Origin of the sequence: Bradyrhizobium nitroreducens (assembly GCF_002776695.1) — a bacterium.
GTDB classification, from domain to species: Bacteria; Pseudomonadota; Alphaproteobacteria; order Rhizobiales; family Xanthobacteraceae; genus Bradyrhizobium; species Bradyrhizobium nitroreducens.
In genome coordinates, this window is the sequence record NZ_LFJC01000003.1 from 759,335 (window position 1) to 777,447 (window position 18,113).

Annotated in this window: 18 protein-coding genes; 5 read left to right on the forward strand and 13 right to left on the reverse strand. The window is 64.8% G+C overall.

Annotation, left to right across the window (positions count from 1 at the left end):
* Positions 1–143 precede the first annotated feature (143 nt).
* From TSA1_RS03840 to TSA1_RS03880, 9 genes are all read right to left on the reverse strand, one after another.
* Positions 144–1,295, reverse strand: a complete 1,152-nt coding sequence (locus tag TSA1_RS03840) for an ABC transporter substrate-binding protein (RefSeq protein ID WP_097660036.1) — start codon at positions 1,293–1,295, stop codon at positions 144–146.
* A gap of 78 nt (positions 1,296–1,373) precedes the next feature.
* Positions 1,374–1,793: an acyl-CoA thioesterase gene (locus TSA1_RS03845; protein ID WP_063200585.1), complete on the reverse strand. Its 420-nt coding sequence runs from the start codon at positions 1,791–1,793 to the stop codon at positions 1,374–1,376.
* 12 nt (positions 1,794–1,805) lie between these two features.
* The gene (locus TSA1_RS03850) at positions 1,806–2,567 is read right to left on the reverse strand and encodes an SDR family NAD(P)-dependent oxidoreductase (RefSeq protein WP_100175186.1); all 762 of its coding nucleotides are present in this window, start codon (positions 2,565–2,567) and stop codon (positions 1,806–1,808) included.
* Positions 2,568–2,592: 25 nt separating this feature from the next.
* Positions 2,593–4,476: a feruloyl-CoA synthase gene (locus TSA1_RS03855; protein WP_100175187.1), complete on the reverse strand. Its 1,884-nt coding sequence runs from the start codon at positions 4,474–4,476 to the stop codon at positions 2,593–2,595.
* Entirely contained in the window at positions 4,473–5,282 is an 810-nt protein-coding gene (locus tag TSA1_RS03860; protein ID WP_100175188.1) for a crotonase/enoyl-CoA hydratase family protein, read from the reverse strand. Before TSA1_RS03860 ends, TSA1_RS03855 begins: the two co-directional genes overlap by 4 nt.
* A 227-nt stretch (positions 5,283–5,509) precedes the next feature.
* A complete protein-coding gene (locus TSA1_RS03865) occupies positions 5,510–5,968 on the reverse strand; it encodes a DUF3237 domain-containing protein (RefSeq protein WP_100175189.1) in 459 nt (152 codons plus the stop codon).
* A gap of 224 nt (positions 5,969–6,192) precedes the next feature.
* A complete protein-coding gene (locus TSA1_RS03870; protein ID WP_100175190.1) occupies positions 6,193–7,512 on the reverse strand; it encodes a TRAP transporter large permease in 1,320 nt (439 codons plus the stop codon).
* A gap of 2 nt (positions 7,513–7,514) precedes the next feature.
* Complete coding sequence (locus TSA1_RS03875; protein WP_100175191.1) at positions 7,515–8,024, reverse strand: TRAP transporter small permease; 510 nt, start codon at positions 8,022–8,024, stop codon at positions 7,515–7,517.
* Between the two features lie 230 nt (positions 8,025–8,254).
* Positions 8,255–9,271, reverse strand: coding sequence for a TRAP transporter substrate-binding protein (locus tag TSA1_RS03880; protein ID WP_100175192.1), 1,017 nt, complete (start codon positions 9,269–9,271; stop codon positions 8,255–8,257).
* A gap of 267 nt (positions 9,272–9,538) precedes the next feature.
* Between TSA1_RS03880 and pobA the strand changes: the two genes are divergently transcribed.
* Both pobA and TSA1_RS03890 read left to right on the forward strand, forming a co-directional pair.
* Positions 9,539–10,708: a 4-hydroxybenzoate 3-monooxygenase gene (gene pobA / locus TSA1_RS03885; protein WP_100175193.1), complete on the forward strand. Its 1,170-nt coding sequence runs from the start codon at positions 9,539–9,541 to the stop codon at positions 10,706–10,708.
* 222 nt (positions 10,709–10,930) lie between these two features.
* Positions 10,931–11,350 (forward strand): PaaI family thioesterase, encoded by a 420-nt coding sequence (locus TSA1_RS03890; RefSeq protein WP_100175194.1) that lies wholly within the window; start codon positions 10,931–10,933, stop codon positions 11,348–11,350.
* 85 nt (positions 11,351–11,435) lie between these two features.
* On the opposite strand, the gene TSA1_RS03895 is transcribed toward TSA1_RS03890, so the two are convergent.
* The gene (locus TSA1_RS03895) at positions 11,436–12,320 is read right to left on the reverse strand and encodes a LysR family transcriptional regulator (protein ID WP_100175195.1); all 885 of its coding nucleotides are present in this window, start codon (positions 12,318–12,320) and stop codon (positions 11,436–11,438) included.
* A 120-nt stretch (positions 12,321–12,440) separates the two neighbouring features.
* Here TSA1_RS03895 and TSA1_RS03900 point away from each other — a divergent pair, with 120 nt between their 5' ends.
* Positions 12,441–13,067: a pyridoxamine 5'-phosphate oxidase family protein gene (locus tag TSA1_RS03900; protein ID WP_100175196.1), complete on the forward strand. Its 627-nt coding sequence runs from the start codon at positions 12,441–12,443 to the stop codon at positions 13,065–13,067.
* Between the two features lie 181 nt (positions 13,068–13,248).
* Here the strand turns inward: TSA1_RS03900 and TSA1_RS03905 are convergent, their stop codons facing one another.
* The 3 genes from TSA1_RS03905 to TSA1_RS03915 are packed head-to-tail and all read right to left on the reverse strand — an operon-like array spanning position 13,249 to position 16,794.
* On the reverse strand, positions 13,249–13,980 hold the full coding sequence (locus TSA1_RS03905; RefSeq protein WP_100175197.1) for an ABC transporter ATP-binding protein: 732 nt from the start codon (positions 13,978–13,980) through the stop codon (positions 13,249–13,251).
* Positions 13,977–15,746, reverse strand: coding sequence for a branched-chain amino acid ABC transporter ATP-binding protein/permease (locus TSA1_RS03910; RefSeq protein WP_100175198.1), 1,770 nt, complete (start codon positions 15,744–15,746; stop codon positions 13,977–13,979). The genes TSA1_RS03905 and TSA1_RS03910 overlap by 4 nt, the downstream gene beginning before the upstream one ends.
* A gap of 7 nt (positions 15,747–15,753) precedes the next feature.
* Positions 15,754–16,794, reverse strand: coding sequence for a branched-chain amino acid ABC transporter permease (locus TSA1_RS03915; RefSeq protein WP_174718744.1), 1,041 nt, complete (start codon positions 16,792–16,794; stop codon positions 15,754–15,756).
* A 178-nt stretch (positions 16,795–16,972) separates the two neighbouring features.
* On the opposite strand from TSA1_RS03915, the gene TSA1_RS03920 reads away from it, so the two are divergent.
* The gene (locus TSA1_RS03920; RefSeq protein ID WP_100175199.1) at positions 16,973–17,494 is read left to right on the forward strand and encodes a MarR family winged helix-turn-helix transcriptional regulator; all 522 of its coding nucleotides are present in this window, start codon (positions 16,973–16,975) and stop codon (positions 17,492–17,494) included.
* Between the two features lie 322 nt (positions 17,495–17,816).
* Positions 17,817–18,092: a transcriptional regulator gene (locus TSA1_RS03925; RefSeq protein WP_142250090.1), complete on the forward strand. Its 276-nt coding sequence runs from the start codon at positions 17,817–17,819 to the stop codon at positions 18,090–18,092.
* Positions 18,093–18,113 lie beyond the last annotated feature (21 nt).

The following is an 18,113-nucleotide window of genomic DNA, read 5'->3' on the forward strand; positions in this document are numbered from 1 at the left end:
TTGTGGGGAGGGAACGGAGAGAGTGGTGCTGTTGGCCGAACTCAATTTGATTTCACGCCCACTGCAACTCGATCTCACGGACACACAAAACAAAAGAGCCGGCCCATCGGGCCGGCTCTCGTCGTCTCTCAATCGCGCCGCGCTTACTTCACCAGCGAGTACTTGCCGTCCTTCACCGTCAGCAGGATGCGGGCGCGTTCGTCGACGCCGTAGCGGTCCTTTTCGGTGAAGTTGTAGACGCCCTGGCTCGCTGCGAGGTCCTTCTCCGACAGCAATGCCTGGCGGATCGCTTCGCGGAATTCCGGCGTGCCGGGCTTGGCCGTCTTCAGCGCGACAGGGATGATCCGCTTCAGGATCTCGAACGCATCGTAGGAATGGCCGGCGAACTGGCTGCGGCTGTTCGGGCCATACTTGGCCTCATAGGCCGCGTTGAGCGCGAGGCCGGGCTTCTTGGTGAGCGCGCTGTCCGGCTGATCTTCCGGATCCATCACGGGGCCCGAGGCCATCAGCACGCCTTCCGCCGCTTTGCCGGCGATGCGGATGAAGTCCATGCTGGCGGCGCCGTGGGTCTGGTAGATCAGGCCCTTGTAGCCGCGCTCGCGCAGCTCGGTCTGCGGCAGCGCGGCCGCGGTGCCCGAGGCGCCGACCAGGATCGCGTCGGGATTGGCGGCAACGAGCTTCAGCACCTGTCCGGTCACCGAAGTATCGGGACGGGCAAAGCGCTCCTCGTCGACGATGGTCATGCCCATCGGCACGGCCTGGGCCTTGAGGTCGTTGAACCAGAGGTCGCCATAAGAGTCGGAGTAACCGATATAGCCGAGCGTCTTCACGCCCTTGGCCTTCATGTGGTCGTACAGCACCTTGCCGACGATCGGAATCGGCTGCGGCATCGCCACCGACCACTTCATGCGCTCGGGCGTGATCGGGAACGGCGCCAGGCCGAAATGCGGAATGCCGGCTTCGTTGGCGACGTTGGAGACCGCGATGGTCGGCGGCGTCAGCGCCGAGCCCATGATGATGTCGGCCTTGGATTCGGTCACGAAGCGGCGGGCGTTGGTGGTCGCCGTGGTGGGATCACCGCCGTCGTCGAGCACGATCACCTTCAGCGGCACGCCGCCGATCTCCTTCGGCACGAATTCGAGCGCGTTGCGCTCGGGAATGCCGAGGGCTGCGCCCGGGCCGGTCGTGGTGGTGGTGATGCCGATGGTGACTTCGGCGGTCTGGGCCAGCGCGGGCAGCGCCGGCAAGGCGAGCGTCGCAGCCGCGATGGCGGCGGTCAGGTAAAAGCGTTTCATTTGTTCCTCCCTTGACGTGTTTCTTTGAAAGCAGAAATCGGGGGGTAATTCAGCCCCCTCTTTTGGTGATGCGGCGATTTAGCTTCCCGTGAACTTGGCTACCATTTCCGCCGGGAATGGTGCCGATTTCAGCTTGTCGGGGTTAACGGGATCGCGGCCGACCAGGACGCGGGTCTCGAAGCCCTCGATCGCGAGCGCCTCGCCCTTGTAGACGTTGTGCTTCACCTCGAAGCTCGAGCGCTTGATGCTCTCGATTCTGGTTTCGATGGTGATCCAGTCGCCATAGGTCGAGGGGATGTAGAACTTGGACCGCGTGTCGACCATGGGGATGCCCACCAGGCCGTATTTGCGGACCAGGTCCTGCTTGGAGAAGCCGGCGACCTCGAACAGGGTCGAGGTCGAATCGTCGAACATCGCGAAATAGCGCGGGTAGTAGACGATGTTGGCGGGGTCGCAATCACCCCACTGGATCTGGACCTCGCGCCGGTTCACGAACATGCGATTGTTGCCCTACTTCGGCGCCATGCGCAGCGAGCCGTCGAGGCGCACCACTTCGCCGTTCAGGTAGGAATTCTCGACCATGTGCAGGGCGAGCGCGGCGAACTCGTCGGCGTTGCCGAGCCGGCGCGGGAAGGGGATCGCGGCGGCGAGCGAGTCCTGGGCTTCCTGCGGCAGGTTCGCCAGCAGTGGCGTCAGGAACAGGCCGGGCGCGATGGTCAGTACGCGAACGCCGAACTGCGCGAGCTCGCGCGCGATCGGCAGCGTCATGCCGACGATGCCGCCCTTGGAGGCCGAATAGGCGGATTGGCCGATCTGGCCGTCATAGGCGGCGACGGACGCCGTGTTGATGATGACACCACGCTCGCCGGTCGCCTGCGGTTCCAGCTTCGACATCTCGGTCGCGGCAAGGCGCAGCATGTTGAAGGTGCCGATGAGGTTGACCTTGATCACCTTGTCGAAATCGGCGAGCGCCATCGGGCCGTCGCGGCCGACCACGCGCTTGGCAACGCCGATGCCGGCGCAATTGACCAGCACGCGCGGCGCGCCGACGGTCTTGATCGCCTGCGCGATCGCGGCTTCAGCGGAAGCGGCATCGGAAACGTCGCAGGTTATCGCGACGCCCTTGATCTCTGCGGCAACGGTTTCGGCAAGCTTGGCATTGAGGTCGAACACCGCGACCTTGGCGCCCTGCGCCGCCAGCTTTCGCGCGGTGGCCGCGCCCAGTCCCGATGCGCCGCCGGTGACGATGGCTGCCTGATCCTTCAACAACATGGCGTTCTCCTGGTGCGGTGATTTCTTATCCGACCGATATCACACGGTTGGATGGATTGGCAGCGTAGAGCTCCTCGATCAATTCGGTGCGGTGCTCGAGCACAGCGCGCTGGTTGATCGAGCCCTTGTCGGTGACCTCGCCCTTGTCGATCGAGAGCGGCGTGTCCATCAGGATGGCGCGCGTGATCCTGGTCGACGAGCCCGTGGCCTGGCCGAGGAAGCGGGTCAGGCGCTCGCGGAAGGCTTCGCGGACCAGCCGGTCGCGCGTCGCAACGAGGAGATCGTCGGTCGGCAGCGTCGGATTGATCAGCCGGCAGCCGTCGAGGTCGAGCACGACCAGCGCGGAGACCTCGTCCCGGTTGATGCCGGCAATGACGACGTCGCGCACCAGCGGTGCGCAGGCTGCCGTGAGGCGCGCGCGCAAGGGGCCGACGCTGACCCAGGTGCCGCTGGCGAGCTTGAAGTCTTCACCGACACGGCCGTCGAAATCGAAGCCGGCGTTGAAATCGTCGGGATCGGCGGGCTTGAGCGCGTCGCCCATCTTGTAAAATCCTTCCTCGTCGAAGGATTTTGCGGTGATGTCGGCCTGGCGCCAGTAACCGGGCATCACGTTCGGCCCCTTGGCGCGCACTTCCAGCTTGCCGTTGTTCGGCACCAGCTTGGCATCGTTGCCGGACACAGGCAGGCCGACATGGCCGGATCGGCTGGTGCGCGGATTGACCGACATGAAGAACGGCGCGGTCTCGGTCGCGCCGAGGCCGGTCAGCATCGGCACGCGATAGCCTTTTTCCTTCACCGCGAGCTCGTCGAGGCTGTCCCAGATGAACGGCGAGAGCGCGGCGCCCGAGAAGAACATCGCGTGCAGGCGGTCGAAGAACTTTGCGCGCAGGCCCTGATCGTCGCGCAAATAGGGCAGCAGCGATTCATAGCCCTTGGGCACGTTGAAATAGACCGTCGGCGAGATTTCCTGGAGATTGCGCACCGTCTCCTCGATGCCGCCGGGCATCGGCTTGCCCGCGTCCAGATACATCGAGCCGCCGTTGTAGAGCGTCAGCCCGATATTGTGGTTGCCGCCAAAGGTGTGATTCCAGGGCAGCCAGTCGATGATGACGGGCGGCTCGTCCTTGAGGAAGGCGAGCGTCTCGCGCAGCATCACCTGGTTGGCGCAGATCATGCGCTGGGTGTTGATGACGGCCTTCGGGTTGCCGGTCGAGCCCGAGGTCAGCAGGAATTTCGCGATCGTGTCGGGGCCGATCCTGCCGTGGACGTCGTCGAGATCGCTGCGGATCGGCGTCGCCATGAGATCGGCGAGCAGGGTGACGTCGCGGCCCGGCACGTGGCCATAGGACGCGGCGATCTCGGTGCCGAGCGAGACATTGGCGGCGAGTGCATCGGCGAACTTGTCGGCATCCTCGGCGAAGACGAGGCCGGGCGTCAGCAGCTTCATCAGATAGGACAGCTTGCCGTAGTCCTTCGACACCAGCGAATAGGCCGGCGACACCGGGCAGAACGGAATGCCGGCATAGAACGCGCCGAACGCGAGCAGGGCGTGGTCGATCGAATTGCCGGAGAGGATGACGACCGGCCGCTCCGCCGACAGGCCGCGCGCGATCAGGCCCGACGCGATGTGCCGGCTGGCGACGAGCAGCTCGGCATAGGTGATCTTGCGCCAGAAGCGGCCGCCTTCGCGCTCGGCCATGAAGACGCGGTCCGGCGTGGTATTGGCCCAGTGATGCAGGCGGTCGGTGATGCGGACGGGATAGTCGCCGAGCGGCTGTTTGGGCCGCAGGTAGATCGTGCCGTCGTCGCGCCGTTCGATGTTGACGACGGGATCGCCGAACGAGATGGGCCGCAGCGGGAAAGTGCTCGCGCCGCGCTCCATGCTGGAAGAGGACGGCTGCGCGCTCATGACTTCGGCTTTACCTTTGCGGTCTTGTGTTCGAGGAATTCGCGGATCCTGCGCTTCGCTTCCTTGTCGCTCTGCGCGACGGTCGCCATCAACGATTCCATCAGCAGGCCGGTCTGCGGATTGGCCTCCGCGATCATCGGCAGCGCCTGGAGCACGGCGAAATTGGTCAGCGGCGCGTTGGACGCGACCTTGGTCGCGAGCTCCATGGCCTTGCCGAGCGCGTTGCCGGCTTCCGTCACATATTGCGCGAAGCCGTAGGAGGCGCCTTCGGTCGCGCTGTAGACGCGGCCCGTCAGCATCATGTCCATCATCCTGGCGACGCCGATCAGCCGCGGCAGCCGCACCGAGCCGCCGCCGCCGACGAAGATGCCGCGCTGGCCTTCCGGCAGCGCGAAATAGGTCGAGGGCTCGGCGACGCGGATATGCGCCGAGCAGGCAAGCTCCAGCCCGCCGCCGATCACGGCCCCCTTCAGCGCCGCGATCACGGGCACGCGGCTGTACTGGATGCGGTCGAATACCCGGTGCCACATCTGGGAATGGAGCAGGCCGCCGGTCGCGTCATGCTCGGTCAGCTCGGAGAGATCGAGGCCGGAGGAGAAATGATCGCCGATGCCGTGGATGACGACTGCGCCGATATCCTCGGGCAAGGAGGCAAAACACTCGCCGATCTCCAGGATGATGCCGTCGTTCAGCGCATTGCGCTTGGCCGGCCGGTTCAGACCCACGGTCAGAACCCGGTCCGCCCTCTCGATCCGGAGCAGCCCGGAGGCACCCGCCTTCGCGGTATCGGCGTTTCCCTGTGTCATTTGCGTCCTTATCAGAATAGTTATGTTGTATAACGAATTCTGGGGGAGTCAAGGTCAGGACGGCAGAATCGGGCTCAGCATACGGTGTCGTCCCTGCAAATGCAGGGGCCCATAACCCCAGGGGAAAGTCTGGCGAAAGCCCGTCGTCCGGTACTCCGACCGTTCGCAATCGATAAATCCTGCGGCATGGGTTCCTGCGTGCCCAGGGACGGCAGCGGAGCGTGCGGTCAAACCACCTGATGCACGTCGATCACCACGCGGTCCGCGTGACGCGCGGCCGAGCCTACGAAGATGTGCTCCATCAGCCAGCGATACTTCTCATGTCCGGTCTCGAATCTCGGCACGGTGCGGAAATAGATCAGCTTGGGATCAACAGGCTCGCCGCGCTTGAGCTTCTGCAGCAGATCGACGGGACCGAAGCGCATGCCCTTGTTCTCGACATAGACGACGGCGCCGTCGTCGGTCTCGAAGGCGTATTTGGCCTCTAAGTCGATCAGCTCGTTGGGACGGATGGTCTGGAAGTCGGCCCCGAACGGCAGCACTTTGCCTGCTATCGCGCCCGTCACCTCGCCGCCGATGATCGGGATGATGCGGCGAACGCCGATCCCGGTCTCGCCGGCGGTGACGACGTCGCCGATGCGAGCGGTGACGGTGAAAACGTATTTGGTCTCGAGAATGGGAGTCATGGATTGCTCCAATTTCGTGTCAGAAGGCGTCGATGTCTTCGCCTCTCCCCGCAAGCGGGGAGAGGCCGGAATCCGCGCGATTAGCGCGGATTCCGGGTGAGGGGGAGTCTCCGCGAGTCCAACTGTCACCGTCCCCGCGGAGGCTCCCCCCTCACCCCAACCCTCTCCCCGCAAGCGGGGCGAGGGAGCTCACCGGCGTCGCGGCGACAATTCAGTCTCAATCCTCAATTCGCCATCATCCGCGTCGGCAGCCAAGTTGCCAGCAGCGGGAAGGCGATCAGGATCACCAGGCGGATCAGGTCGGTGACCACGAACGGGATCACGCCTTTGAAGATGGTGGAGAAGGAGACGTCCTTCACCACGCTCTTGATGACGAAGACGTTCATTCCGACCGGCGGATGGATCAGGCCGAGCTCGACGGTCATCACGATGATGACGCCGAACCAGATCGGGTCAAAACCCAAATGGGTGATCACGGGGAAGATGATCGGCACGGTGAGGATGATCATCGCCATGGCGTCCATCAGGCAGCCGAGCACGAGATACATCACCATGATCAGCGCCAGCACGCCGTAGCTGCCGAGACCGAGGCCGGTGAGGAACTCGGTCACCTTCTGCGGTGTCTGCGTCACCGTGAGGAAATAGCCGAAGATCAGCGCGCCGATCAGCACGGTGAAGACGGCGGCCGCGGTGCGCGTCGCCTGCAGCAGCGAGGCCAGGATCTTCTCGCGGTCGAGACGGCCGGTGAGCACGCCGATGATGAACGCGCCGGCGGCGCCGACGCCGCCGGCTTCCGTCGGCGTGAAGCGCGGCAGATAGGGCAGGCCGTAGAGGCCGCCGATCACGAAGATGAACAGCAGCACCGGCGCCCAGATCTCCTTCAGGCCCGCAAAGCGCTCGCGCCACGGGGTCACCTTGCCCTTGGGCAGGAAGTCGGGACGGAAATAGCCGATCAGGAAGATCGTGATCATGTACATGCTCATCGCCAGCAAGCCCGGGATGATGCCGGCGATGAAGAGCTTGCCGATGTCCTGCTCGGTGATGATGCCGTAGACCGCGAGCACCGTGGAGGGCGGCAGCATCGCGCCCAGCGTGCCGCCCGCCGCGATCACGCCGGTGGCGAACGACTGCGGATAGCCGAAGCGGCGCATTTCCGGATAGGCGACGGCGGAGAAGGTCGCGGCGGTCGCCACCGACGAGCCGCAGATTGCGGCAAAGCCGCCGCACGCGCCGACGGTGGCGATGCCGAGGCCGCCGCGCAAATGGCCGACGAAGCCGTTGGCGGCGCGGAACAGCTCGCGGCTCATGCCGGAGTTGGACACGAACGAGCCCATCAGCAGGAACATCGGGATGACGCCGAACGTATAGTCGGTCACCGTGCGCATCGAGGTCTGGCCGACCAGCTTCAGCGCCGCATTGCCGTTGACGAGATAGGCGAAGCCGGAGACGCCGACGAGGCCCATGGCCATGCCGACGGGCACGCGCAGCAGCATCAGGACGAACAGGGAAACGAAGCCGATTAAGGCGACGGCATCGGTGCTCATGATTACTCCGTCGCCTTCAATTTGGGGTCGTGCATCTCTTCAGGATGGAAAATCAGCCGGTAGGTGCGGATCGCGATCAGCAGCACGGCCGAGACATCGCCGATCCAGGCGACCGCGAAGAACGGCCAGGTCGGCATGTGCATGTCGAAGGTCTGGACGTTGTCGTTGTAGGTGCCGCGCACCTTGTCGAACAAGGTCCAGGTCTGGACCGTAACGACGAACAGCAGAACCAGGGTGGCGAACACGTCGATCCAGCGTTGATAGCGCGGCCCGACATTGCCCCAGACGAGATCCACGGTGATGTGGGTGCCGCGATAGGAGGTCGCGGCGATGCCCCAGAAGATGAGGATGCCGAGCAGCATGCGGCCGATGTCGAAGCTGTCGGGGATCGAATAGTTCAGCGTGTTGCGCAGCAGCACCGACAGGAAAATGTCGAGCGCGACGATGCCGACGAAGCCGGCCGCGATCCATTCGATCGAGTCGATCACGCGATCCATCCAGGAGCGCTTCATGGGAGGGGTCACATCGTGTGCTGTCATCGTTCGATCTCGACTCCGGCGGCGGCTCCTCGCCTCTCCCCGCGTGCGGGGAGAGGCCGCATCGCATCGAAGATGCGATGCGGGTGAGGGGGGACTCTCCGCGAGTCCATCTGTCACCATCTTTTGCGGAAGCGGCCCCTCACCCCAGCCCTCTCCCCGTAAGGACGGGGAGAGGGGGAGGAGAGACCGATCGCGCCGCGGCGTCACTCCGCCAGCGCGTTGTACTTCTTCAGCGAAGCCTTGAGCTCCGTGAGCGCCGCATCGGGATCGGCACCGGCTTTCTTGGCTCCGTCCGCCCAGGTCTTGACCAGAGGCTCGGCGGCCTTCTTCCAGGCTGCGGTCTGCTCCGCCGTCAGCTTGTAGACCTCGTGGCCGGATTCCGCCTTCACCTTGTCGATGCCGGCGTCCTCGAACTTGCCCCAGTGCTCGCCGACCACGCCCGCCATCTCGACCGAGCAGTTCTTGTCGATCGCGGCCTTCTGCTTGTCGGACATCGCATTGTACTTGTCCTTGTTGATCACGAACACGAAGGTCGTGGTGTAGAGCGGCGCCTCCATGTCGTACTTGGTCACCTTGTCGATGCCGAACAGCACGAGGGAGCCCCAGGGGAAGGTGACGCCGTCGGCGACGCCGCGCTCGATGATGTCGCGCACCTCCGGTGCCGAGGACTGCACGTTGGTGCCGCCGAGCGAGGTCACGAAGTTCGCCATGGTGGCGTGCGCCGGGCGGATCTTCATGCCCTTCACGTCCTCGGGCATCACGATCTTCTTGGTCTTGGAATGGAACGAGGAGGGCGAGTGGACGAACGCCAGGCAATATTTGACGTCCTTCATCTCCTTCTCGGCATATTTGCGATACCAGGCGTCCAGGCCCATCGAGCCGCCCTTGGCGTCGGAGATCAGGAACGGCAGCTCGCCGGCGCCGACGATCGGGAAGCGCCCGGGCTGGTAGCCGGGATTGACGTAGGTGACGTCGGCGATGCCGTCGCGCGCCATGTCGTAATGGTCGAACGCCTTGCCGAGCTGCTGGGCCGGAAACACCTTGCCCTTGATGGTGCCGCCGGAATCCTTCTCGACCGCGGCCGCCCAGTCCTCCAGCGACTTCTGCAGCGGATGCGAGGCCGGCACCCAGTGTGAGATCTTCAAATCGAAGGTCTTGTCCTGCGCGAACGCGGGCGTCACGCTTGCTGCCAGCAGCAAAGCCAGACAGGCTTTCCTCATCACACGTCTCTCCCTGTTGTCGACGGCGGGCTTCGATGGCCCGGTCTCTTTAATTAACATGTTATCTAAATGGCGGACGTGTTCAAGCCGGAACTGGCGCGCAGCTCTGTCGCATCCTCAACGTCAGCCCTGTTGCATGGATGTGTCGCCGTTCGCGGCGACCCGCACTCCCCTTTTGCCCAACCGTTATATGGTATAATTATCCCGCGCGACCTGAAGCGACAAGCGGGCCGCGACGAAAGCCTACAGGATCGGGAGGAGCAAGTATTGCGGACAAAAGTCGCAATCATCGGGGCCGGGCCGGCCGGATTGTTGCTTGGGCAACTGCTGCAGGCTTACGGCATCGAGAATGTCATTCTGGAGCGGCAGAGCCCCGACTATGTGCTCGGTCGCATCCGCGCCGGGCTTCTGGAGGAGGGAACCGTCGCGCTGCTCGACCAGATTGGCGCAGGGACCCGGGCGGATGCCGAGGGCCTAGTGCATGAAGGTATCGAGCTTGCCTTTTCCGGCCGCCGTCATCGCATCGACATGAAGGCCGCGACCGGCAAGACGGTCATGATCTACGGCCAGACCGAGGTCACGCTCGACCTGATGAATGCGCGGAAGGCCGCCGGTCTCGTCTCGGTCTACGAGGCCAAGGACGTCCAGCCGCACGATTTCGACGGCGGTCACCCGCGCGTAACCTGGGTCAAGGACGGCGTCACCCACACGCTCGACTGCGATTTCATCGCCGGTTGCGACGGTTTCCATGGCGTCAGCCGCGCCAGCGTTCCGGCTTCGGCCATCGAGGAGTTCGAGCGGGTCTATCCGTTCGGCTGGCTCGGCATCTTGTCGGATACGCCGCCGGTCAGCCACGAGTTGATCTACTCCAACCATGCTCGCGGCTTTGCGCTCTGCACCATGCGCTCGACCAAACGCAGCCGCTACTACGTGCAGTGCTCGCTGGAGGATCATGTCGACCAATGGCCGGACGACCGCTTCTGGGACGAATTGAGGCGGCGGCTCGATCAGGAGGCGGCCGACGGCCTCGTCACCGGTCCCTCGATCGAGAAGAGCATCGCGCCCCTGCGCAGCTTCGTCGCCGAGCCGATGCGCTTCGGCAAGCTGTTCCTGTGCGGCGACGCCGCGCATATCGTGCCGCCGACCGGCGCCAAGGGCCTCAACTTAGCTGCCAGCGATGCGCATTATCTGTCGAGCGCCTTGCGCGAATTCTACGACGAGAAATCCAGCGCAGGCCTCGACGCCTATTCCGCCACGGCACTGGCGCGCGTCTGGAAGGCCGTGCGCTTCTCCTGGTGGATGACCTCGATGCTGCATAAATTCCCCGACACCGGCACCATCGGCGCCCGCATCCAGCTCGCCGAGCTCGATTACGTCACGCAGTCGCAGGCCGCGATGACGTCATTGTCGGAGAATTACGTGGGGCTGCCGTTTTAAGACAGTGCCGGGTGGGCAAAGGCGCTCTTGCGCCGTGCCCACCACCTTCCCATGATTGCGAAAACGCGTGGGCACGCTTCGCTTTGCCCACTCTACGGCTCCGTCATTGTGGTGCCGTCCGTGTTTCAAACACCCGCGCAAATCGCGTTTAAAACTTTGTAATTGATGCGTTCGTCTCGTCCATCGCGTTCAATGCCGGCGACACGGTAACGCGAGACAGTCATGACCGCTCCCGACATCCCCGCCGGCTTCGAGCCGCATTTTCGCAAGGCGCCGCTGACCGATCCCTGGGAGCCGCTCTATTCGAAAAAGACCGACAAGGGCGTCACCGTGGGCTTGCGTCTGGCGACGCCACACACCAACGCGCGCGGCCTGATCCATGGCGGGCTGATCGCGGCATTGTCGGATGCCGCCATGGGTTACAGCTGCGCCCAGGCGACGGGCTGGACGACGTCGTTCGTCACCATCTCGCTGTCGATCGACTATGTCGGCGCCGCCGGGATCGGCCAATGGCTCGCGGTCGAAGGCGAAGCGATCAAGACCGGCAATACGATCTGCTTCGCGCAGTGCCTGGTGAGGGCCGACGACGCCGTGATCGCGCGGGCGAGCGGCACGTTCCGCGTGGTGCCCAAGAAGGGTTAGTTGTCGTTTCGGGGCGGTGCGACGCACCGAACCCGGAACCTCGAGATTCCGGGGGCTCGCTTCGCGAGTCCCGGAATGACGGTCGTCACCCGAATCTCCACTCTGCCGTCTCCACCACGAGATCGATGAACGCGCGCACCTTGGCCGAGAGCAGGCGCGAGGTCGGATAGACGATATGGATCGGCAGCGCCGGCTGCTCGTATGCCGCGAGCACGATTTTGAGCCGCCCGCGCTTCAGCCCCTCGGCGGCCTGATAGGCCAGCACGCGCGTCACGCCGCCGCCGGCCTCGGCATATTGCAGGGCGGCGTCGGCGCTGTTGCTGGCGAAGCGCGGGGCCGTCGTCACCTCGATGTCGCGACCGTCCTGAACGAAATGCCAGATGGCGGACGGGCCGAACGCGATGGTCTGATGCGCGAGCAATTCTTGCGGTGTCTTCGGTTCGCCGTGACGCCTAAGATAGCCCGGCGTCGCCACCGTGATCCGCCGCATCTCGCCGACCTGGCGCGCAACCAGCGAGGAATCGGCGAGATGACCGATCCGCACCGCGGCGTCGACAGCGTCTTCCACGAGGTTGACGAGATGGTCCGACAGCCTGAGCTCGGCGGCGACCTCGGGATAGCGCTTGAGATAGGCCGTCATCACCGACGCAACATGCAGCCGGCCGAAACCGACCGGGGCCGACACCACGAGGCGCCCGCTCGGCCGGTTGCGTTCCTCCCGGGCGGAGCCGTCGGCCTCCTCGACATCGGCGAGGATGCGCCGCGCGCGTTCCAGGTAGCGCGTGCCGACGTCGGTCAGCGTCACCTGCCGCGTGGTCCGCTGCAACAGCCGGGCGCCGAGATGCTCCTCCAGCGCCGCGATCAGCCGCGTCACCGCCGAGGGCGACAGCCTCAGTTTGCGCGCCGCCGGGGCAAAGCCGCGCAGATCAGCAACGGTGACGAAGACGTGCATGGCCTCGAGGCGGTCCATGGGATTATTGCATATATTGCAACGATGAAGTGTCAATAGGACAGATTGTTCTAGTCGCAGAAAGGTCCATTTTGACAGGCGAAGACGCAGACATGCGCCGGAATTTCAGGAGATGTTCCGATGAGTGAAGTCCACACCTATGCCAGCGACGTCGCCTTCTCGCCGGCGGTGAAATCGATTCAGACCCGAAAGGGCTCGCGCGAGGGCTATGCCCACGCTGAGCAGCGCGGATGGCGCACCGAGGTCGACGAGAACCTCGCGGCGTTCCTGGCCGATGCCAACAGCTTCTATTTTGCGACGGCCTCGGCCGACGGCCAGCCCTATATCCAGCACCGCGGCGGACCGAAGGGGTTCTTGAAGGTGCTGGACAAGCAGACGCTCGCCTTCACCGACTACGCCGGTAACAGGCAATACATCACCCAGGGAAACCTGTCCGAGAATCCCAAAGCCTACATCTTCGTGATGGATTACACCCATCGCCGCCGCGTGAAGATCTGGGGCGAGGCGCGCGTCGTCGAGGACGACGAGGCGCTGACGACATCGTTGATGCCGAAGGGCTATCGTGCGCGGCCCGAGCAGGTGATCCTGTTCAAGATCGCCGCGTGGGACACCAACTGCCCGCAGCACATCCCGCAGAAATTCGACGCGGGCGATGTGGCAGCCGCGCTGGCGGCGAGGGATGCGAGGATCGCGGAGCTGGAAGCGGAGGTCGCGGCGCTGAAGGGTGAGAAGGGTACTGCGAGTTAAACGGCGCGGTGCTCTTTCACCCTCCCCTGGAGGGGGAGGGTCGATCGCGCGCAGCGCGAGCGGGGTGGGGTGATCTCTCAACACGGGCACTGTGCGCGGGGAGAGACCGTCACCCCACCCCGCTTCGCATTTCGCTTCGCTACATGCGAAGCGACCCTCCCCCTCCAGGGGAGGGTAAGAGCTACAACACGCTCTCGCCTTCGTGCTGGAAGCCGAGATAGCTCGCCGCGACCCGCTCGTTCGCGGCGATGTCGCTGGCTTTCCCGCTGAGCACGAACTCGCCGAGCTCCATCACATAGGCCTGGTCCGCGATCTTGAGCGCGGCCTGGGCGTTCTGCTCGACCAGCAGCACGGAGACGCCGGCGGTGCGCAGTTCGGTGACGATGCGGAAGATGTCGGCGACGATGATCGGGGCGAGGCCGAGGCTCGGCTCGTCCAGCATCAGGAGCTTCGGCTCACCCATCAGCGCGCGGCCCATCGCGAGCATCTGCTGCTCGCCGCCGGACAAGGTACCGGCGAGCTGCTTGCGCCGCTCCTTGAGCCGCGGAAACAGCGCATAGACCCGTTCGATCGAGGATTTCGCCCGGCTCCGCTCGATGCGGAAGGCGCCGAGCTCGAGATTGTCCTCGACATTCATGGTGACGAACAATTCGCGGTGCTCGGGGACGAGACCGAGCCCCATCGCGACGCGGTCCTCGATATCGAGGCGGGCGAGATCCTCACCGGCAAAGGTGACGCGGCCCTTCAGCGGCAGGATGCCCATGACGGCCGAGAGCAGCGTGGTCTTGCCGGCGCCGTTGGCGCCGACGATGGTGACGATCTCATTGGCGCCGACCTCGAGCGAGACCGAGCGTACGGCCTCGACCTTGCCATAGGCGACATGGGCGTCGGTGACGGACAACAGCGCGCTCATGCCGCCACTCCGAGATAGGCCTTGATCACTTCGGGATTGGTCTTGATCGTGGCGGGGGTGCCTTCCGCGATCTTGGTGCCGAAATCGAGCACCACGATGCGGTCGGCGAGGTTCATGACGAAGCCCATGTCGTGCTCGACCAGGAGCACGCTCATGCCGCCGTCGCGCAAGTCCCGCAGCAACTTGGCGAGCTGCTGCTTCTCCATGTGGCGCAGGCCCGCGGCGGGCTCGTCGAGCAGCAGCAGCATCGGATCGACGCAGAGCGCGCGGGCGATCTCGACGATGCGCTGCTGGCCGAGCGAGAGGCTGCCTGCGAGCTGATGCATCTGGTCGGCAAGGCCGACCCGCTCGATCTGGCGGGCGGCTTCGGCAAGCAGCTTCGCCTCATCGGCGCGGTCGAGCCGCAGCATCGAGGAGATCGGCCCCGAATGGCCGCGCAGATGGGCGCCGATGGCGACGTTTTCCAGCACGGTCATGTCAGGGACCAGCTTGACGTGCTGGAACGTCCTGCTGATTCCGAGCTTGACGATCTCCTGCGGCGGCGCGTTGTCGACCTTCTTGCCGAGCACCGAGATCGAGCCCGAGGTGGCCGACAGCACGCCGGTGATCAGGTTGAAGGTGGTGCTCTTGCCGGCGCCGTTCGGGCCGATCAGCGCGACGATCTCGCGGGCCTGGACGTCGAAGGAGACGTTGTTGACGGCGACCACGCCGCCGAACTGCTTTCGTGCCTTTTCGACCTGGAGCAGGATGCTGGCCTCGCCGGGCGAGCGGGTGCGCTGCTCCAGCTTCAACGAGGTGTCGGGCTTCTTGCCACGGGTAGCTTCCGGCAGGAACGATATCAGCCAGGGCCAGAGGCCGCCGGGCGCAAGCTGCAGCAGCGCCACCAGCATGATGCCGAACACGATGGTCTCGACCTGGCCGGAGCCGGGTAGGATCAGCGGCAAATAGCTCTGCAGCACCTCTTTCAGCACGACGACGATGGCCGCGCCCAGCACGCCGCCCCAGACATAGCCGGCGCCGCCGACCACGGCGATGAAGAGATATTCGATGCCGGCCTGCGCGCCGAACGGCGTCGGATTCACCGCGCGCTGCAGATGCGCGTAGAGCCACCCCGACAGGCCGGCGAGCACGGCGGCATGGATGAACACCAGCAGTTTGGCGCGCGGCGTATGCACGCCGAATGCTTCGGCGGCGACATGGCCGCGGCGCAGCGCGCGGATGGCGCGGCCGGTGCGGGAGTCCAGGAGGTTCATCGTCAGCAGGGCCGAAAGGATCACGGCGACCCAGATCGCGTAATAGATCGAGCCGGGCGAGAGCATCTTGAACGTGCCGATCGACAGCGGCGGAATCGCCGAGATGCCGTCGTTGCGCCCGAGGAACTCCAGCTTGCTGAACAGGTAGAACAGCCCCAACCCCCAGGCCAGCGTGCCGAGCGGCAAATAATGGCCGGAGAGGCGGACGGTGATCAGCCCGAGCAGCACCGCCAGCGAACCGCTGACCACGAGCGACAGCGGCAGCGTCAGCCAGGGCGACAGGCCGTAGGCCGTCGACAGCACCGCGGTGGTGTAGGCACCGAAACCGACGAAGGCCGCTTGTCCGAACGAGGTCAGGCCGCCGACGCCGGTCAGCAGCACGAGGCCCATCGCGACGAGGGCCGCGAGGCCGATATTGTCGAGCAGCACGATCCAGAACGGAGGCATGCCGGGAACGAACGGGATCGCCGCCATGACGGCTGCGAAGATGGTGATGGGAAGCCGGCTCTGCATCTTGGCCTCAGTCCTTCTCTTCCTCGACCGCAGGCGCGGCGAGCGAGCGCAGCAGCAGCACGGGGATCAAGAGCATGAAAACGATCACCTCCTTGTAGTTGGAGGCATAGAAGGACGAGAACGCCTCGACGATGCCGACGACCAGCGCCGCGACGGCGGTCAGGGGGTAGCTGACGAGGCCGCCGATGATCGCGGCGACGAAACCCTTCAGGCCGATCAGGAAGCCGCTGTCGTAATAGAGCGTCGTGATCGGCACGATCAGGATGCCCGACAGCGCGCCGATGACGGACGCCAGCAGGAAGGCGATCTGCCCCGACAGCGTGGTGCGGATGCCGGCGAGCCGCGCTCCCAGCCGGTTCACGGCGGTCGCGCGCAGCGCCTTGCCGTAGAGCGTCAGGCCGAAGAACAGCCAGAGCCCGACGATGAAGGCGATGGTGATGCCGTAGACCGTGAGGCTCTGGCCGGTGAAGCGCAGCGCGCCCGCGGTGAACGACCCCGCCAGCACGGCGGGTCCGCGCTGGCCTTCGGCGCCGAAGAACAACAGGCCGAGGCCCTGCAGCGCGAGGTGGACGCCGACCGATGCGATCAGCAGTACCAGCACGGAAGTGTGCGCCAGCGGCTGGAAAGCGATGCGGTAGAGATAGAGGCCGATCATGGCGACGATCACCAGCGACAGCACGATCGCAACTGCGACCGGCGGCTTCTGGGCGGCGAAGTACACGGTCAACGCCAGCACGACGGCCGGCAGCACGACGTTGGTGACGAGGCTGCGCAGGATCAGGCGCCCATGCAGCGCCCTGCGGGCGACGAACAGGTCGAAGCCGAAGGCGCCGATGCCCAACGCGAGCGCGAGCTTCGCCGTGCCCGGCATCTGGCCCGCGGCCAGCGAGGCATAGGTCAGCGCGCCGTAGGTGACGAATTCGCCCTGGGGAATGAGGATGACGCGGGTGACGGCGAACACCAGCACCAGCGCAAGGCCGAGCAGCGCATAGATCGCGCCATTGGTGATGCCGTCCTGCACCAGAAACAGCATGATGGTGGTATTCAAGACCGGACGCTCCCCCTCAAGATTTAAGGACCGGTCTCCGCAATTGCGGTGGATGGTCCCCTCACAGCCATTGAAATGCACTGGCGATATTTGATATGGTCCATAACAATTATCAAATATAACATCAAGGGTGAGGAACGACCCGACCCGAATTTAGCGGGATTACGAGCATGAGGCGATGACCGTTTCCAAGACCGCTGAGAAGTCCTCCGAAAAGTCCGGCGAGGCGGCCAAGGGCCGCAAGGACGCAGGCGAGCCGCTGGCGGAAACCCTCCAGCTCGGCGAGCTCTCCGAGCAGCTCGGCTATGTGCTGAAGCGGGCGCAGCTCAAGGTGTTCGAGAACTTCTTGCGTTGCATGGCCTCGCTGCAGCTGACGCCGGCGCAGTTCTCCGTGCTGCTGCTGGTCGAGAAGAACCCGGGCCGTAACCAGACCGAGATCGCCTCCACCCTCGGCATCCTCAGGCCGAACTTCGTGGCGATGCTCGACAATCTCGAGAGCCGCGATCTTTGTGCCCGGATCCGCTCCACCAACGACCGCCGCTCGCACATCCTGGTGCTGACCGACAAGGGCAAGGCCGTGCTGGCCCGCGCCAAGAAGCTCGTCGCCACCAAGCACGAGGCGCGGCTCAATGATCTGCTCGGGCAAAGCAACCGCGAGGCCCTGATCGCGATGCTCTCGAAGATCGCGAACGAGTTCTGAGGCGGACAGTCGTTCCTGGGCGCGCGCGGGTGCGACCCCGGAAGCTCGCGCTGCATTTGCGCGGTCGTCATGCCAGGGCTTGACGAGGGCTTGACCAGGTTTGTCCCGGCATCCGCGTCGCTCCGTCAATCCGCGACGGCCACACGGCCTGACGTAAATCCGCAATTGCGGATTGGGGAGCCGCGCCTCACGCCCCCGGAGGGAGTCCTGGCAACGTCGAGCGGTATGATGCGCCGCATATAGAAATTGATGCTTGAAACGTCATTCTGCGCACTCTAAGCTTGCCTAATCAAGCACCGTAACTGCCACGGATATCCTGCCCGTGATCACCGCCGCGCAGCTTCGAGCCGCCCGTGCCTTGCTCAGGATTGACCAGCGCGAACTCGCGCAGCGCTGTTCGCTGTCACTGCCGACGATCCAGCGCATGGAGGCCTCCGAAGGGGTGATCCGCGGCAACGTCGATTCCCTGGTGAAGCTGGTTGAGGCGCTGTCGCTTGCCGGCATCGAGCTGATCGCCGAGGGGGCGGTGTCGAGCGCCGGGGGCCGCGGCGTGCGGCTGAGGTCTCCACCTCCGAGAGCGGGCGGCCAAGAGCGATGACGACGCGCGCGCAAATCATGA

Excerpts from the sequence above, each read along its gene's own strand:
- TSA1_RS03860 (WP_100175188.1), bottom strand. The coding sequence starts at position 5,282 with ATGACACAGGGAAACGCCGATACCGCGAAGGCGGGTGCCTCCGGGCTG.
- TSA1_RS03845 (WP_063200585.1), bottom strand. The coding sequence starts at position 1,793 with ATGTTCGTGAACCGGCGCGAGGTCCAGATCCAGTGGGGTGATTGCGAC.
- TSA1_RS03920 (WP_100175199.1), top strand. The coding sequence starts at position 16,973 with ATGACCGTTTCCAAGACCGCTGAGAAGTCCTCCGAAAAGTCCGGCGAG.
- TSA1_RS03850 (WP_100175186.1), bottom strand. The coding sequence starts at position 2,567 with ATGTTGTTGAAGGATCAGGCAGCCATCGTCACCGGCGGCGCATCGGGA.
- TSA1_RS03840 (WP_097660036.1), bottom strand. The coding sequence starts at position 1,295 with ATGAAACGCTTTTACCTGACCGCCGCCATCGCGGCTGCGACGCTCGCC.
- TSA1_RS03865 (WP_100175189.1), bottom strand. The coding sequence starts at position 5,968 with ATGACTCCCATTCTCGAGACCAAATACGTTTTCACCGTCACCGCTCGC.
- TSA1_RS03910 (WP_100175198.1), bottom strand. The coding sequence starts at position 15,746 with ATGCAGAGCCGGCTTCCCATCACCATCTTCGCAGCCGTCATGGCGGCG.
- TSA1_RS03855 (WP_100175187.1), bottom strand. The coding sequence starts at position 4,476 with ATGAGCGCGCAGCCGTCCTCTTCCAGCATGGAGCGCGGCGCGAGCACT.
- TSA1_RS03900 (WP_100175196.1), top strand. The coding sequence starts at position 12,441 with ATGAGTGAAGTCCACACCTATGCCAGCGACGTCGCCTTCTCGCCGGCG.
- TSA1_RS03870 (WP_100175190.1), bottom strand. The coding sequence starts at position 7,512 with ATGAGCACCGATGCCGTCGCCTTAATCGGCTTCGTTTCCCTGTTCGTC.
- TSA1_RS03880 (WP_100175192.1), bottom strand. The coding sequence starts at position 9,271 with ATGAGGAAAGCCTGTCTGGCTTTGCTGCTGGCAGCAAGCGTGACGCCC.
- TSA1_RS03895 (WP_100175195.1), bottom strand. The coding sequence starts at position 12,320 with ATGGACCGCCTCGAGGCCATGCACGTCTTCGTCACCGTTGCTGATCTG.
- TSA1_RS03890 (WP_100175194.1), top strand. The coding sequence starts at position 10,931 with ATGACCGCTCCCGACATCCCCGCCGGCTTCGAGCCGCATTTTCGCAAG.
- TSA1_RS03875 (WP_100175191.1), bottom strand. The coding sequence starts at position 8,024 with ATGAAGCGCTCCTGGATGGATCGCGTGATCGACTCGATCGAATGGATC.
- TSA1_RS03905 (WP_100175197.1), bottom strand. The coding sequence starts at position 13,980 with ATGAGCGCGCTGTTGTCCGTCACCGACGCCCATGTCGCCTATGGCAAG.